The organism is Methanococcus voltae PS, from assembly GCF_024807035.1.
GTDB lineage: Archaea > AGJL01 > Methanococci > Methanococcales > Methanococcaceae > Methanococcus > Methanococcus voltae.
In genome coordinates this window covers 141,202-158,482 of the sequence record NZ_JANUCQ010000002.1, presented here as the reverse complement: position 1 = coordinate 158,482, position 17,281 = coordinate 141,202, and the positions used below count along the sequence as shown (strand labels likewise).

At 28.3% G+C, this 17,281-nt stretch carries 16 protein-coding genes; 10 read left to right on the top strand and 6 right to left on the bottom strand.

Features of this window, described 5'->3' with window-relative positions:
• Positions 1 to 41: 41 nt before the first annotated feature.
• The 3 genes from M2325_RS03965 to mch form a co-directional block, all read right to left on the bottom strand.
• A complete protein-coding gene (locus tag M2325_RS03965) occupies positions 42 to 617 on the bottom strand; it encodes a winged helix-turn-helix domain-containing protein (protein ID WP_259051341.1) in 576 nt (191 codons plus the stop codon).
• Between the two features lie 287 nt (positions 618 to 904).
• Positions 905 to 2,488 carry a Na+/H+ antiporter NhaC family protein gene (locus M2325_RS03960; protein ID WP_209591475.1) on the bottom strand — a complete coding sequence of 528 codons (1,584 nt, stop codon included), beginning with the start codon at positions 2,486 to 2,488 and terminating at the stop codon, positions 905 to 907.
• 342 nt (positions 2,489 to 2,830) lie between these two features.
• A complete protein-coding gene (gene mch, locus M2325_RS03955; RefSeq protein ID WP_209591474.1) occupies positions 2,831 to 3,805 on the bottom strand; it encodes a methenyltetrahydromethanopterin cyclohydrolase in 975 nt (324 codons plus the stop codon).
• Between the two features lie 829 nt (positions 3,806 to 4,634).
• On the opposite strand from mch, the gene M2325_RS03950 reads away from it, so the two are divergent.
• The 3 genes from M2325_RS03950 to M2325_RS03940 all read left to right on the top strand — a co-directional run bounded on the left by M2325_RS03950 (position 4,635) and on the right by M2325_RS03940 (position 7,305).
• Positions 4,635 to 5,096, top strand: coding sequence for an FKBP-type peptidyl-prolyl cis-trans isomerase (locus M2325_RS03950; RefSeq protein WP_209591473.1), 462 nt, complete (start codon positions 4,635 to 4,637; stop codon positions 5,094 to 5,096).
• A 251-nt stretch (positions 5,097 to 5,347) separates the two neighbouring features.
• Complete coding sequence (rpiA, locus tag M2325_RS03945) at positions 5,348 to 6,055, top strand: ribose-5-phosphate isomerase RpiA (RefSeq protein ID WP_209591472.1); 708 nt, start codon at positions 5,348 to 5,350, stop codon at positions 6,053 to 6,055.
• Positions 6,056 to 6,348: 293 nt separating this feature from the next.
• Positions 6,349 to 7,305: a damage-control phosphatase ARMT1 family protein gene (locus M2325_RS03940; protein WP_209591471.1), complete on the top strand. Its 957-nt coding sequence runs from the start codon at positions 6,349 to 6,351 to the stop codon at positions 7,303 to 7,305.
• A gap of 160 nt (positions 7,306 to 7,465) precedes the next feature.
• On the opposite strand, the gene M2325_RS03935 is transcribed toward M2325_RS03940, so the two are convergent.
• Positions 7,466 to 8,335 carry a PLAT/LH2 domain-containing protein gene (locus tag M2325_RS03935; protein ID WP_259051340.1) on the bottom strand — a complete coding sequence of 290 codons (870 nt, stop codon included), beginning with the start codon at positions 8,333 to 8,335 and terminating at the stop codon, positions 7,466 to 7,468.
• Positions 8,336 to 8,563: 228 nt separating this feature from the next.
• Complete coding sequence (locus M2325_RS03930; RefSeq protein WP_209591469.1) at positions 8,564 to 9,412, bottom strand: PLAT/LH2 domain-containing protein; 849 nt, start codon at positions 9,410 to 9,412, stop codon at positions 8,564 to 8,566.
• 488 nt (positions 9,413 to 9,900) lie between these two features.
• On the opposite strand from M2325_RS03930, the gene M2325_RS03925 reads away from it, so the two are divergent.
• The 3 genes from M2325_RS03925 (at position 9,901) to M2325_RS03915 (ending at position 12,466) form a co-directional block, all read left to right on the top strand.
• The gene (locus tag M2325_RS03925; RefSeq protein ID WP_259051338.1) at positions 9,901 to 10,662 is read left to right on the top strand and encodes an ABC transporter permease; all 762 of its coding nucleotides are present in this window, start codon (positions 9,901 to 9,903) and stop codon (positions 10,660 to 10,662) included.
• Between the two features lie 105 nt (positions 10,663 to 10,767).
• Positions 10,768 to 11,526, top strand: a complete 759-nt coding sequence (locus M2325_RS03920; protein ID WP_209631897.1) for an ABC transporter ATP-binding protein — start codon at positions 10,768 to 10,770, stop codon at positions 11,524 to 11,526.
• A 517-nt stretch (positions 11,527 to 12,043) separates the two neighbouring features.
• Positions 12,044 to 12,466: a winged helix-turn-helix transcriptional regulator gene (locus M2325_RS03915; protein ID WP_209591466.1), complete on the top strand. Its 423-nt coding sequence runs from the start codon at positions 12,044 to 12,046 to the stop codon at positions 12,464 to 12,466.
• A 97-nt stretch (positions 12,467 to 12,563) separates the two neighbouring features.
• On the opposite strand, the gene thpR is transcribed toward M2325_RS03915, so the two are convergent.
• Positions 12,564 to 13,145, bottom strand: coding sequence for an RNA 2',3'-cyclic phosphodiesterase (gene thpR, locus M2325_RS03910; protein WP_209591465.1), 582 nt, complete (start codon positions 13,143 to 13,145; stop codon positions 12,564 to 12,566).
• A 111-nt stretch (positions 13,146 to 13,256) separates the two neighbouring features.
• Between thpR and M2325_RS03905 the strand changes: the two genes are divergently transcribed.
• The 4 genes from M2325_RS03905 (at position 13,257) to M2325_RS03890 (ending at position 17,173) form a co-directional block, all read left to right on the top strand.
• Positions 13,257 to 14,033 (top strand): HesA/MoeB/ThiF family protein, encoded by a 777-nt coding sequence (locus M2325_RS03905; RefSeq protein WP_259051336.1) that lies wholly within the window; start codon positions 13,257 to 13,259, stop codon positions 14,031 to 14,033.
• 199 nt (positions 14,034 to 14,232) lie between these two features.
• A complete protein-coding gene (locus M2325_RS03900) occupies positions 14,233 to 14,892 on the top strand; it encodes a selenouridine synthase SelU-like subunit (RefSeq protein WP_259051335.1) in 660 nt (219 codons plus the stop codon).
• A gap of 184 nt (positions 14,893 to 15,076) precedes the next feature.
• Positions 15,077 to 15,808 carry a rhodanese-like domain-containing protein gene (locus tag M2325_RS03895; protein WP_209631899.1) on the top strand — a complete coding sequence of 244 codons (732 nt, stop codon included), beginning with the start codon at positions 15,077 to 15,079 and terminating at the stop codon, positions 15,806 to 15,808.
• Positions 15,809 to 16,087: 279 nt separating this feature from the next.
• Positions 16,088 to 17,173 (top strand): M42 family metallopeptidase, encoded by a 1,086-nt coding sequence (locus M2325_RS03890; protein ID WP_209591461.1) that lies wholly within the window; start codon positions 16,088 to 16,090, stop codon positions 17,171 to 17,173.
• Positions 17,174 to 17,281: the final 108 nt, after the last annotated feature.

The window sequence follows — 17,281 nt, the reverse complement described above, 5'->3', positions numbered from 1 at the left end:
ATTTTGTTTACCATCAATTTTATTTTTATTATTTTAAGTATCTAATCTTCCCTAATTATGTAGTAAACCTGATATATTAAACTCAAAATCTTTTGTCCTTTACTGGTTAATATATAGTCTCCTCGGTCGTGGTTTTGAGATATTAATTTAGAGCATTGGAGTTTTCGCAAATGAAATAATAAATTTCCCCCACGTATTCCTGTAATATTCGATAATTCGGAATACGTTCTATCTGACGTTAAAAGCGAATTTAATATTATTAGCCTTCTTTCATTGGACAAAGGTTCAAATACCTCTATTACTTCCTTTTCAGATATTTCGCTAATTTTTATAGTATATTCATTTGTGATATATTTATTGTTGATATCTAGGTTATCATTTTTAAAATAGGTTTCATTATATCGAATATTTGTATCAGTAAATGTTTTAAATTCATTAGACTGATTTTCCAATGTAATTTCATTTTTTTCAAAATCTAATTCCGAAAAATTTTCAAAATCTAATTTGGGGTTATTTTTTATGCTAATATTGATATATTCAATTAAACATTTTTTTAATGCTTTTAATTCTTCCTTTATTGACTTTAATTCAGATAAATATTCATCATTATCTCGCACAATTCCACCGCACATGCCAATCCATTTTCATAATTTATATTATGTCGTAAATAAATATCTGTAGGTATCAATCTAATTATCAATCTAATTACACGTCTTTTTTTTAATCTATATATTATTATATTTATTGAATTTTTTGCTATATATTAATTACTAACTAATTTAGTTGGGATTATTTTAGAGTAATAATAATAATAATAATAATAATAACAAATAAAAAATAGTAAACGACAATAAACTAAATATAAAAATATAATCTAAAATAATAATTAAAAAGATTATATGTATTATAATCTTTTATGGAGTAAGTAAGCGAGTCCTATAACTGCTAAACCTACAAATCCTAAGTTTAAGAGCACTGAAACCCAGTAACCCATACTAACTGTGTAACCAACTATCAAGTAGCCGAAGAATGCACACATACCAATTAATGTTGTATATGGTAACTGTGTGTTAACGTGGTCAACGTGGTTTGTACCAGCACCTGCGGAACTCATAATTGTTGTATCTGAAATAGGGGACGAGTGGTCACCGTATATTGCACCACCCAATGTAGCTGCTACAAATGGAACAACTAATTCTATATTGCCTAAGCTTACCGCAATAGGAACTGCAATAGGTAATACTATACCAAAAGTACCCCATGAAGTACCTGTAGCAAATGCCATAAATCCTGAAATTGCAAATAATAATGCAGGTATTATTTCAACAGGTATTGAGCCTTGAATTACAGATGCAAGGAACACACCAGTATTTAAATCTCCTTTAATGATTGAACCTAATGTCCAAGCTAAAATTAATATACTTACAGCAGGCACCATTAATTTTGAGCCTTTTCCCCATAATTTAGCAATTTCGTTAACTGGAACAGCTTTTGTAGCGATGAAGTAAAGTGTAGTGAATAATAATGATACTAATCCACCCCAGAATAAACCCCATGAAGCATCAATACCTGTAATTGCGTCAAATAAACTTGCACCACCCAATATGCCTCCTGAAACAAGCATAGCGGACACGATTGAAACGATTAAAACCAATATTGGAACTACTAAGTAACTTACTTTTCCGTTTCCTAATGGTTCAATTTCTGATTCTGCTGAAGCTTTATCTGTATTACCGTGGAATAAATCTCCAGTTTCTTCTGCAACTTTCTCGTGGTCTTTCATAGGTCCAAAATCCCATTTTAATTTTGATATTATTACTAAAACCATGAATAAAGCAACTATTGCGTATGAATTGTAAGCAATCGCTGACATAAATACATCTGAAGGTGTCATATGTGCTAAAGCGTCACTACCTACACCTGCATCTTTTAAGTTACCTAAAACAGCAGCAAACCAACTTGAAACAGGCATAAGAATACATACTGGTGCAGCGGTTGAGTCAATAATGTAAGCCAATTTAGCTCTTGAAATGTTAAATTTGTCAGTAACTGGTTTCATAACTGTACCCACAGTTAAACAGTTAAAGTAATCATCAATGAACAACAATAAACCTAAAATTGATGTGGAAACGCATGCTCCCTCTTTTGATTTAATTTTCTGTGCTGCCCAATTTCCATAAGCGAGGGCTCCTCCTGCTCTTGTAATTAAAGCAATTAAAGCGCCCAACATAAATAAAAATAACAAAATTAACAAATTCCATAGGTTACCAGCTTCGGTAAATGAAGAAACGCCTGTAATTGACATAATTTCAAGACTACCTAAAAAGCTATCAATTAAGTGCATAGGTACGTTACCTAAGTTATTCATATTAAATATTAAAGAACCTGCCACAATACCTAAAAATAAGGATGTGTACACCCTCTTAGTTAAAAGTGCTAATCCAATCGCCACTATAGGCGGAACTAACGATAATAATCCAAAATCCATTGTTTACCTCCAATAAGTAATTTTAAAAACGTTTGTATACAAACTATATAAAACTTTTTAATTCATTACTGTGAATTAATGAATTTAGAGTTTAATTAAGCTTTTAATTTAAAATATAACCTCATATAGGATTATATATCTAATTATGTATCATATTATCATATATTCAATTATTATTAAATTTTGCAATTGTTTAAATTAATACATAACTAATTTTATTATATTCTATTTTTATAATTTTTGATTTAGAACAAGTCATTGTAAAAAGAAAAAAGAAAAGAAAAAAGTATATTTTATTTTATTAGTTTATTATTTTATTAGTTTATTATTTTGATTTATTAATTATTCTAATTCTACGTATTTTAATGATTTTTTAACAACTTCAGGGTTCATTTTACCAGCTGTTACTAATTTACCGGTTCTCATGTCGTTGATTGTAACAACTGCAGGAGCGAACATTCCTTTGTCGATTTTGTAGAAGTCGTATTCTGCTTCTTTAAATACTTCTAAGAATGGTTTTCCGTATGTTTCAGCTGAACATGAAGGTAACGCTTTACATAAAGCTTCTACGTCATCATTTTCATCGCTTTCAATGTAGTAGTATGTTCTACCGCCGTATAAAACCATATCGTTTGTAGCACCCATCATTTTCATGTCGTCTCCGATAATAGGAGCAACTGGAGCGATACCTGCTGCAAATTTAACTTTTCTTACGTCAAAGTGTAAAGCTTCTAACATTTTGTATGTACCATTTTCTACAACTCTACCGCTGATTTGGATAGCACCAACTATTGATGAGGTAGGAGCTACCAATAAGTATACTTTATCAACAGCTACGCCACATTTTTCAGCAACGAACTCAGCTACTTCTGCATTTGGTAATGTTGAAGCTTCTAAACATAAAATAGCAATATCTGCATCATCTTCATAGTCAATTTCTTCGTATGTAGCTTTTGGCATTTTTGCTAAAGCTCTCGCAGGTCCTGAACCCATAGCAAAGAATTTGCCAACTTTAATGCTCCATCCAGCTTTTTGAGCGCCTAATGTAGCGATTGCAGGTTGTGAGGTTTTAACTTTTACGCATGGTAATACTATACCATTTTCTAAGGTTCCAGCAATGCTAACACCAACGTGAGCAATTCCGCCTAAACAGATTTTTGTAAATAATTTACCAGCTTCAAAGCTACCGTCAACATTAACACCACAGTCTAAAACTGTAGCACCATTTTCTAATTTTAAAACATCGATTTTCATTTCTTCGGCATTTTCTATCATTTTTTCAACGATAGGTAATGATGCTTTGTTCACACTAATCATTTTTTCACCTTAGTCGATATTAGTTTTGTTTTATTGTTACATCGTTTTGTGTTACAATATCTATTTGATAATTTTGTAGTTTGTAGTATATGTCTATATTATATGTCTATTATATGTATTGTATTATAACGATTCTATTTAATTTAAATAATAAAGATTTTTTACGAAGAAATAATCTGTAAAGATTACTCCTTTAAAGTTTAATCTCTTTTAATTTTTATATGTTTTGATTTGATTTAAAAAAATTGTTTTAAAAACTTTGCTATATAAAATAAATACTAAATAATAGCTAAATAATAGATGAAAAATAGCTAAATAAAAAAATAAAAACTATAGTAATAAAAACTAAAAAATTAAATAAAACATATATTTGATAATAGATAATTTGATAACCAATAGCTTTATGGTTAAGCGTTTATAAATCGATATTTTGTTAAGTGGTATTAATTACAGGGTTTACTCAATTTCTTGACAAATAATAAAATATATATAATATAATGATGCGGATATATGTTTATAACTTCAATATGTATATCAAAATGTAGGCTATAAATTTTATATCAATAGATATAAAAATAATTAGCGTGTATGAATTTATTATGGTGAACTTATTTTAAAATAATGTTAAAATAATGTTTTAAAATAAAATGGAAATGTACTAAAAAAGTACAATAATGTACTAAAATATTTTAAAAATATTCAAAAATATTTCTAATAATTTAGACTTATTATTTCATAATTTTATAATAATCACTAGTTACTATCATACGTATATTTAAGATATGTAAAAATACATAATTTAAACATAACACGAGAGATGTGTGATAAAATGGTTTCAAAAGGAAGTAGAATAAAAGTAGACTACATCGGTAGATTTGAAGATGGAGGAATATTTGATACCTCTATAGAAGCAGTAGCAAAAGAAGAAGGTTTATACGACGAAAACAGACCTTACGAACCTTTAGAATTTGTAGTGGGCGAAGGACAAATGATACAAGGCTTTGAAGAAGCGGTATTAGACCTCAGCGTTGGTGAAGAAATCACAGTTACATTACCACCTGAAAAAGCTTACGGTCAAAGAAATGACGAATTAGTTGAGAAAATCCCAAGAAATTTGTTTGAAAATGCAGAATTTGAACCTGAAGAAGGTATGTGTATTATGTTGGGAGAAATGTACCCGCCAGCAATTATCGCAGAAGTTACTGATGAAGAAGTTGTTATTGATTTCAACCCTGAATTAGCAGGAGAAACATTAGTATTTACAATAAAATTATTAGAAGAAGTAGAATAAATAGAATAAGTAAATAAATGAATAAACAATTAAACAATATAAATTTCTAATAATTTTCGTAGTTATAATTTATTTAATTTAATTTAATTGTTTAATTGATTATCTTGTTTTTAAATATTTATTAAAAATTATCAAATTTATTAAAATTATTTAATTAATATTTATTTATGTTTATTAGCTTATTAAATTATTAAATTATTAACTTATTAAATTTATTAAAACTTATTATTTGGTTACAATACGGTGAAAAAATGGCTAAGAAAAAATCCGCAGAAACCCAGGACGATTTAAAATTAAAAGTAGCACAAGAAGCGTCAAAATTAGTGAAAGATGAAATGGTTATCGGTTTAGGTTCCGGTTCAACTTCAAACATGTTTATTAAAGAATTAGGTAAAAGAGTATTGGAAGAGGAATTGTACATTTACGGAGTACCTACATCCTTTGACGCTAAAATGTTAGCAAGTCAATGTGGAATACCATTAGTTTCACTCGACCAAGCAGGTCAAATCGACCTTGCAGTAGATGGTGCTGATGAAGTAGAAGAAGGGACTTTATCACTCATAAAAGGCGGTGGCGGTTGCCACACAATGGAAAAAGTTATCGATTATTGCGCTAAAGAATTTGTAGTTTTAGTTGACGAAAGTAAAGTAGTGCCTTCATTAGGTGAAAATACACCTGTACCTTTAGAAGTATTACCTTTCGCATATTCAACAGTTTTAAACACATTATTAGAAATGAACACTGCTCCTTCAATTAGAGTTTCAGGCGGTAAAATGGGTCCAGTTATTACTGACAATGGAAATATGATTATCGATGTATTTACAAAAATAGATGAAGCAGCTGTAAAGGAAAAAGAGTTAAACAACATCGTAGGAGTTGTAGAAAACGGTATTTTCTCAAAATGTGACAAAGTGCTCGTAGGTAACAGCTCTAAAAAAGTAAAAGTTTTAAAGAAGTAATTAACTAATTAACTAATTAACTAATTAACTAATTAACTAATTAACTAAATAGCTAAATAAATAAAATACAAATAACTTTTTTACTTTTACTTTATTATTTATTAGTTATTACTTATTATTTTATTTTTAAATTTGAATCTTAATTTGAATTTCCAACTTATTTTTTTATAATAAATCACTTATATTATTATATTGATTATATAGTTAGTTAATAATAATTATCCACAAATGTGGGTTAATCAATTATTTTAATTTGCGAAATTAATTTTAAATTTATCCAATAAGGTGATATTTTGAAAATAAAACCCTCATGCTCAATATGTATAAGTAGACAGATAGTTGATGCAATAAATGAAATAACGGATGACGACGAGAAGAAATTCGAATTAATAAAATCCACCATGCAGAAAATAACCGACGTTTATGGCGCTGATGCTGTCCCGGCGTGGATGGGTACTCATGTACATAGACATATAAAAGAAATCAGCAACTCTCAAGACCCTTATGAGAAATTAAAGAGAAATGCGAACATATATGCAAAGCAATATCTCACAAAAACCATTATCGATGAAGTAAACGAAGGAGATGAGTTAAAAAGATTACAAAATAAGGCAAAATTGGCAATTGCTGGAAATGTAATTGATTTTGGACCTTATGGGACTAAGGATAATATTGAACATAAGGTTGAACAAACTATCGAAGGAATTTTAGATATCGATTATTCAAAGGAACTTTTGGCAGATTTAAAACAAAGCGATGAAAACTCGAAAACAGGCACCGAAAATAAATCAAAAAGAAAAGAAAAGCTTAAAATAATATACATCTGTGACAATGCCGGTGAAATAGTATTTGATAGACCATTGGTTGAAGAATTAATGAATTATGCCAATGTTACGGTTGCAGTAAAAGGTAAGCCAATTTTGAACGATGCTACAATGGAAGATGCTATAGAAGCAGGTATTCCAGACATAACAAAAGTTATAACCAGCGGTACAGACGTAATCGGTACAAGATTTGAAGAATCTTCCGAAGAGTTTAGAAATGAATTTAAAAACGCTGATATCGTTATTTCAAAAGGTATGGGTAACTATGAGAGTTTAACCGAATATGAGTTATTAAAAAATGAAAATAGTGGTTCAAAACCTATATATTATATATTTAAAGCAAAATGTGAGCCTATTGCAGAATATAACAACGTAAACGTTGGCGCAAATGTATTATTAAAAAGTACAATCTTTTATAACTTTTAAAAGATTAATTTTAAACTTATTAATTTAAAAAAGAAAATTAAAAGAAGATATATAATTTAAAAGTATTTTTAAATTATTTTATTTTTTTATTTTAATATTATTATTATTATTATTATTCTTTATATTCTTTATATTCTTTTGTTTTATTTTAATCCCGAGATTATGGTTTTTTATGCCATTCAATTTTTTGATTATTGTCTCTATCCGTTATTATTAGTTTATAACCCCAATATTCACAAGAATATGGTACAAATGCTTTTAAAGAACAACTGCCCATTTCAATAAGCTGTCTATGATACTTTGTTTCCCAATATGGGGTTAATTCATACAATTTATATTGATATTCACGATGTGAAAAATCTGCCTCTTTGTACAAAGTTTCTTCAAATCCCAGCTTTTTCCCCATTTGATTTTCCAAAGCACCCTTACCTTCAGTTTCTAACCTATGTTTGAACCATTCAAAATTTTTGAGCCTATCTTCTTCAGTATCGAATATCCCTGACACATAATTGCCTATATAGTCAATATTGTATACGAATTTGTTTGTAAAAACAATTTCTTGATGGTTATAAGGGCTACCATCCCTATTGTCTATAGTTTTAGATTGACCAGGAATTAAAAAAGACTGCTCATCCGTAATCTGAATTTGCAGTGTTTTGTAATTTATCGAATTTCTTTCTATTTCTTTTCCATTTAACCACTCATTAATATAAAATTTATTTTCCGCCCTATTTCCATACTTATTCTTAACGGTGACGTACTCTGGCAACCACCCCGAATTCCCAACTGTAGCATCGGTGGATAATTTTATTTTGTAAATATCTCCAATATCTTTACCGTTATTCAATTCTAATTGTATTAAGGAATCTTGTTTAAATGGATTACTGTCCAAATATTCATTTAATATATATTGTTTGCTTACTCCCACGTCACCATACAGTCTTAAAAAAACATTTGAATCAGTACCTGCATATTCACGGTTTTGAGTCTTTATTTGGACGATATATTTTTTATATTCGTCTTCCGGCATATTTCCACCATTTTCAATTTATCTTTTTTAATTTTCCAATTAGTTTTTACATTTTAATTTTTAATTTTTAATTTTTAGTATGCTAAATTGGATTTAAATTGATAAATATGGTATATTAATTAGTAATTTGCGTATTTGCCGATAATTTCATATAATATTTCATATAGTAGAGGTGTGTAAAAAATATATTATAAATTATTATTTTATTTTTAAATTAGTTTTTAACCTTTATTTTTTATTTACCATAACGTTCTGGTTATTTTGAGCATCTATCCTAATTACCTTATAACCGCCAAATTCCTTTTGATATGGTACAAGTAGTTCAATAGAGCTATCCCCCATATTAACCATGTCCTTATAATAGTTTGTTATCCAATAGGGTGTTAATTCAATCATTTCCTTTGCAGGGATGGTCATAGCCACGCTTTCTTCAATCAATTCTTCGGTGCCTATTTTTTTCTCAATTTGATTTTCAACCGCTCCCGTAGCTTCTAATTTTACGCACATTTCAAAGTAATCTAAAAATGAACCCTTTATCTCAGTACCTGTCGAAATAGTCGAAGCTGTTTTTTCTAAAAAATCCATTTCAGTCGTAAACTTACTTAAAAATCTAAAGCTATAGTCTATAGGTTCGTTACCTTGCCTATTATCAAATATTTTAGTTTCACCCGCTACAGATATAGAATTTTGTTCAATCGGGTCAACTGACGCACTATTATAGTTTACAGCGTTTCTTTCAACTTCGTTACCATCAAGCCACTGGTTAACGAAGAATTTAGTTTCTTGCCTATCTGAACCATCATTTACAATTGTCATAAAATCAGGTAACCAGCCAGAACCTGCAAATCTACCGTCAGTAGATAATTTTATTTTATAAATATCCCCAATATCTTGTCCAACATCTAATTCAACATGGTCTGTTGCGTTTCTTTTAAAAGCATTTCCTTTAATGTATTTATTTAATCTGTAGGTTTCGCTAATCCCTCTTTCGCCATATAATTTTAAGAACACATTTGAATCAGTGCCTGCATATCTTCTATCTTCTGTTTTTATGTTTATTTTATATTTTACACCCATGTTCTCCCCTTTTTATTTTTGAGTTTATGGTTTTTTAACCATAGTTATTATTTTAAAATTAATTCTTTAAGTATATATTCATTGTGTTGGATATTCGAATATGTAATTACACTCATTCAACTAATTAACTGGCTAATTTGTAATTTACAGGGGGACGGGATTTATTTTTATAATATTCCATTGGATACTAAATATTATGAGGTATTATCAAAGATTACCAAATTATATATGGTATAGGTTTTTTATTACTCTTTTTATTACTCTTTTTATTAAGTTTCTTATAATCCATTATTATATTGTTATTTTTCGAATACACAATAATTATCTTGAAAATTTTCTATTAATGTCTAATCTTTATATACTATATTCCATATTATATTATTTAAAATACATTTAAATTTAGTTTTAATTCAATTAAACATATATTATAATCTAATCTCGTATTTAATTTAGTTTAATTTAATTTTAATAATAAATAGGTGTCATTCGTGAAGAATTTAAAAGGTATACTACTACCTGCATTAATAGTCGTTGCATGGGAGGTTTTTGCAATATATGTGGGAAAACCGACTGTAATTCCTAGATTGGAATCAATAATTGCAGTATTGCTAAACCCCACAATGACTCTGTTAGGTACTGGTACAATTATCGATAACTCAATTATAAGCATTACAAGAGTTTTAACCGGATTTTTGGTAGCTTTTGCAGTTGCAGTCCCTATGGGCATTATGATGGGATATTATAGGCCTATAAATGACATTTTCGATACGTTTATAGAACTTTTAAGGCCAATACCGCCATTAGCGTGGGTTCCTTTAACTTTAGCTTGGTTTGGTGTGGGCGACGTTTCAATAATTTTTATCATATTTATAGGTGCATTTTTCCCCATATTGATAAATACCGTCGCAGGTGTCAAAGAAGTCCCAAAAATTTTGATAGAGGCTTCAAAAACGTTAGGTTGTACTGGAGCCAACGTTTTGAAAAAAGTAATCATACCGGCAGCTTCTCCAAGCATATTAACAGGTTTGAGAGTAGGGGCAGGTATTGCATGGATGTGCGTGGTTGCAGCAGAGATGTTGCCTGGAAGTGACTCAGGATTGGGCTATTTAATTATGTACGCATATTCTTTAAGTAGAATGGATATTATTGTGGCTGCTATGATAGTTATTGGTATTATAGGCATAGTTTTAGACCGAGGATTAAGATATATCGAAAATAAGAAATTTAAATGGAAATCCATGGTTAAATAATTGAATAAAATAGATAATAAAATTAAAATATAAATAAATAAAAAATAAAAAATAAAAAAATTAAAAGAAATAATATACTTGAAAATTAATAAATAGGTGTACTTCATGACTTTGCAAATTAAAAACGTTACAAAGAGATATACGGGTAAAAATGAAGTACTTGCAGTAGATAACGTTTCCTTAGAAATCGGTGAAAATGAATTTATATCAATCGTGGGCCCTAGTGGTTGCGGAAAATCAACCCTTTTAAGAATGGTTGCAGGACTCGAATCAATAACTGATGGGGAAATAATATTCAATGGGAAAAAAGTAGAAGGTACAAACGCGGAACGAGGTATGGTATTTCAGCAATATACACTCATGCCTTGGCGAACTGTGCTACAAAATATCACTTTTGGTCTTGAAGTTAAAAACATTCCAAAAGAAGAAAGATTAACTATTGCAAGAAAGTACATACAAATGATTGGTTTGGAAGATTTTGAGAATTCATACCCTTATGAATTGAGTGGCGGAATGCAACAAAGAGTAGCAATAGCCAGAACCCTTGCAAATGACCCTCAAATTGTACTTATGGATGAGCCTTTTGGTGCTTTAGATGCTCAAACAAGGTCCATGCTACAAAATCATCTCTTAAAAATATGGGAAACTGATAAAAAAACAATACTTTTTATAACACATAGTGTAGACGAAGCAATTTATTTATCGGATAAAGTTGTCATTATGAGCGCAAGACCTGGCAAAATTAAAGAGATTGTTGATATTAATATTGAAAGACCAAGAAGTAGAATTAGCGCTGAATTTTTAGATTATAAGAAAAGAATATACGATAGTTTAAAGGAAGAAGTTTTAAAATCCTACAGGTAATTAAAATAATACCCAATATTAAAAATAATTACTATAGATTGCTATTGATTATTATTATTATTATTATTATTATTATTAATTACTATTAAATACATAATAAGTATTAAATATTTTATAAAATTTATTACTTATTCTTAAAAAATAAATGACCCGTTAAATACTTAAATAATAAAAGGTAATAAATAATAGTTAAATTTTTATAATTATATTAAACATTAATAATTATATTTTTTTAAAATATACCATATTTATAATTGTGAATGGATAACCAAGAACAATATCGTAATAACTATTTGGTATATTTTAATAATCTACAATATGATTAATAGTCGATGGCTAATAATCATAATATTTTATACTATATTTGGTAATATATTCATATAAAAATTAGGGTTTAATAGAGATGTATTAAATACTACTATTACTTATTTTATAGAAATTGTTCAAAATGTCTATATGGGCATAATTGATTCAATCTTACCAAGAAAATTATATGCCATAGGGTTTGGGTGATAATTTGGATAATAAAGATATGGATATTTTAAATATGCTTATGGATGATGGCAGAATGGCATTTACCGAAATTGCAAAAAAGCTTAAAACAAGCGAAAGTTCTGTTAGAAAGCGAGTAAAGAAGATGGAAGAAGAAGGGGTCATCAAGGGGTATACAACCAACATAAATACCTCAAAACTTGGATATGGCGTAGTTGCTCTAACTGGTTTTGACACAAACCCTGAAGACTTTTTATCCGTTGCGCAAAGTTTATGTGAGTTCGAAGAGATTAAAAAAGTATATACTTCAACTGGCGACCACATGATTATGACAGAAATATGGGCAAAAGATGGTAAAGAACTATCTGAAATTTTATTTAATAAATTGGGCACTATTAAAGGTATTAAAAAGATATGTCCTGCAATTATCCTAGAGCAATTAAAATAATATCCACAAATACTAAATAAAATCGAATATAAAGAATATAAAGAATATAATAAGGTAATAAAGTAATAATAAATAATTAACAAATAATCTTTAATTATTACTTATTTTTATATTCGTATACAGTCTCATATATCGGTCCATTTGGCGTCAAAGTGCTTTTCTTCAAAGAAATTTTAGTAATATTGCAACTTCCAAATTCAAGAGATTTATTATTTTTAACAAATTCCAATATCCACTTCTTAGTATCATAATCAATGTTTTTAATTCTTCCAATAGTTAGGTGCGAAATTATTTTTTTAGTGTAATTGACCCCATATTGTTTTTTAAAACCAATTTTGGACAATTTTTTGTCAACTTCTTTAAATTCGTCCTCTAAATCAGAAATTCCAACCCATAAAACCCTTGGTTCGTATTTATTAGGGAATAAACCTAAACCTTTTACCGTTATATTTTTATTAATATTCAATTTAACCTTTTTTAAATCTTCAAGTTGTTTTTCGGATATATCTCCTAAAAATTTTACGGTAATGTGTAAATTTTCATCTTCTACAAATTTTATACTATTTTTATTATTAGTATTATTTTTATTATTATTTAATTCACTTATCAAATCCTTTTTAAATTCATTTATCTTTAAATTAATTTCTTCGTCCAATTCAATAGCTAAAAAACATCTCATTTTTATCACGATGGCATATAATAAATAATTTATAATATATAGTGCAAGGGCGTATATATATTGATATATTGTTATTTTTATTATAATTATTATTCTAAATTCGGTGAAAATATGGATTATACACAAAATGAGATTAATTACAAAGATTACAAAGATTACAAAGATTACGAGAGATATGCTCGACAGATTAAGTTAGATGGATTTGGATATGAATCACAGGACAAATTACTCAGTTCTAAAGTTGCGGTGATTGGAGCGGGTGGTTTGGGCTCGATAGTTCTACAATACCTAACTTCTGCAGGCATTGGTGAAATTAACGTATTAGATTACCAAGATATAGAATTATCAAATCTTAATCGTCAAATAATTCATAATGAAACTAATTTGGGTCAATTAAAGGTAGATTCAGCAAAAGAAAAATTAGAAAAACTAAATTCTAATGTAAAAATAAATACTTTTAATCAGAAATTAGAGAAAAAAGACTTAAATTCAAATTTAAAATTTATAAAAGAAAGTGATTTAATAATTGATTGCCTGGATAACTTTGAAGCAAGATACATTTTAAATGATTTGGCTTTAAAATACGATAAACCACTGGTACATGGTGCAATTGAGGGAATGCACGGGCAAGCTACAACAATGGTACCCGGAGAAACTCCCTGTTTACGATGTATATTTAAAACAAAAGCAAATAAGGACAAAGTACCGGTTTTAGGATTTACAGCAGGTGTTATTGGCTCTATACAAGTAGGAGAAGCTATAAAATACATCACCGGATATGGTGAAACTTTAAAAAATAAACTATTGTCAGTAAATTTAAAAAATAATGAGTTTTTAACATTTAAAATTAAGAAAAATCCAAATTGTAGTTGCAATAGTACTTTATAGTACTAATAGTACCGTATAGTAATATATAATATCGTATTATTTTTTTAATAAATTTATATATCAATATATTTATAAGATTATATATTTAGATGTATTTAAACAATTAGTTTATTTAATAGGTATCAGATTTTTAATAGGGTTTTTATACTACGAAGTCATATGTACTTACAGTTACAAACTGAAATACATAGGTGCATAAATGATAATTATCGGATTATTTGGAAAAACGGGTTGTGGAAAGACCGAAATATTAGAATTGCTAAAAGAAAATAACTATTCTGTGGTGGATATAGAAGGCTGTGCAAACACCAAGGGAAGCGTTTTAGGGGACTTGTATCATTTAAAACAGAATGACCAAGAAACTTTTGACCGATTACTTAATGAACAACACGAAAAGGCATTAGAAAAAGGCTATTGTATCGTAGAATTTGAAGGTAGGTATATAGGTGGACAGGATAAGGTTAAAATACCTGAACCATATTCTGATTTGAAAAATTATAGTAACAATATTTTAATTGATTGCCCATACGATTGCCAAATGAAAAGGCTTTTAAAATGGTACGAACCTCAAAATAAAGAAGAAAAAGAAGTTTTAATAGGTAAAATTAACTTATTACAAAGTTTTTTTAAACATAAAATGGTTGACGTCCTTAAAGATATTGAAGAGCTAATTAAAAATGATGAATATTATAAAGCTTCCGAAATGATTGAAGAAAACCTTTACGCAGACCATTATTTAAGACATATTAAAAAAGTAGATTGTGCTTTGGAAATAAATAATATAGATTCAAAAGACTCTTTCAAAGAAGTAGAGAAATTTGTAAATTTGGTTTTAAAAGAAAACAATTTAAAAATTTAGGATTTAACAATATAAGGTACAATTTATTTTAATATCTTGATATACTAATATTCTAATATATAAATATAATTTTAATAATTTAATAATTTACTAGTTTAATATTTTGATAATATGTATTTTACTATTTTTAGTATGTTGATATTTACTTATAAAAAACAACGAATTATTGATATAATGTGATTTTATGGACGAAGAAATACTTTCAAGGTTATTAACTTTTAAAAAAGATGTAGTATTGGTAATTATGCTACATAATGGTTCAAAAGTAATAACTGATGGTGAAAAAATACTTGCAGGTAAATTGGGTGGAGAATTAGCATCTTTCATATTAAAAACTTCAAAAGGAATCAAAAAACCGGAAGTTTTTACATTTGAAAAGATTGAAAGCGAAAATAAATTAATTTATTTTGAGCCTATAAATATTAAATCTTTCTTGAGTTCAATAGGCAAGGAACTAGATGAGTCTTTAATAACAAATGAGGAATTAAACTATCTTTTACCAGATAACGACTTAGAATATGATGGAGTATACCTAATAGGTGACGAAGATGCAACTATAAACGATTTTAATGAGAATTACATATTAGTTGATGCAAGGTCACCTCACGAATATCATGAAAAAAGAATACCTCATTCAATAAATATACCTCTCTTTATGGATGATGAACATAAAAATATGGGCATTGTTTTCAAAAAAGAAGGTAAAGAAAAAGCCATAGAACTTGCAGGGCAATATATGAAGGTAGGAATTCCAAGATTGGTTGATGAATTCTTACAATTGGATAAAAGCAAAGAAATAATCGTATATTGTGCAAGGGGCGGTATGAGAAGCCAAACGATAGCTACACTCTTAAAATTAATGGGTTTTAAAACAAAGCGATTAGTAGGTGGCTTTAAAGCTTATAAACTTAAATAAAATTTAAATAAAATTTAAATTAAGTTTTACATATTTTCTATATTATTTTTTATTTCACTTTTGCCTTATTTTTATCTTATTCTTTTTATTCTTTATACTTTTTTTATCGCATATGTCATTATTTATGATGAAAATTAAATTAAAATGGATATCTTTATAAATTATCACTAAAATAATAGTTATGACAATAAATTACATAATAACGTATTAATTATTATTTATTATTAATACTAGAATTAAATAGATAATATATCAAATACGCCAAAATAAGGTGAAAAAGTGTCTACATTAGACTATTTAAAAGATTTAGCAACTGAAAAAGGTATTTCAGGAAATGAAGATAATGTAAGAAATTACATGAGAAAAGAATTAGAAAAATATGCTGACGAAATATATGAGGATAATTTTGGTAATTTAATCGCAAAAAAAGGTTCAAAAGGACCTAAAATAATGATTGCAACACACATGGATGAAATAGGTTTAATGGTAAAATACATTGATGATAAAGGTTTCTTAAAATTTGTTAAAATCGGCGGAATAAACGACCAAATGTTATTAAACCAAAAAGTAGTTGTTCACACTACAAAAGGTGACATAATCGGTGTTTTAGGTTCAAAACCACCTCATAAAATGGATGAAAGTGAAAGAAACAAATTAATTAAATCTGACTTAATGTTTATCGACGTAGGTGCTTCAAACAGAGAAGAAGCAGAAGCTATGGGTATCGAAATAGGAACCTCCATCTCATTTAGAACCGATTTTGATATGCTCGGAGATAAAAGAATAACTTGTAAATCCTTTGATAACAGGGCAGGTTGTGCTGTGCTTTTGGAAGCTATGAAACAAATATCAGCTTTAAAAGAAAAAGAAGGACTCGACTGTCAATTTTATGCAGTTGGTACCGTTCAAGAAGAAGTTGGTTTAAAAGGTGCTAAAACATCCGCATTTGGAATAAACCCCGATATAGCATTTGCTTTAGATGTTACAATCTGTGGGGACCACCCGGGAATTAAATTAGAAGACGCACCTGTAGAAATGGGTAAAGGTCCTGTTATTACAATTGCAGACGCTTCAGGAAGGGGTATCATCGTAAGTGGAAAAGTCTTAAAAATGTTAAAAGAAATTAACAAAAAAGAAGTTGAAGGAAAAATGGAAACTGAAATACCTGTTCAATACGAAGTGGGAGACGGTGGAACGACTGATGCAACAGCTATTCACTTAACAAGAGATGGTATACCAACAGGAGTTGTTTCAGTGCCTTCAAGATACATACACACACCAGTGGAAGTTATAGAAATTGAAGATTTAGAAAATACCACTAAATTAATCTTAAAATGTTTAGAAAATGTACATAAATACTTTTAAGATGATAAAATAGAATTTTAATTATTATTTATATTAGATAGTAATTAAATAATTATTATTTTTAATATTTACTATTCTATTATTTTAGCATTTTTACTATTTACGGTA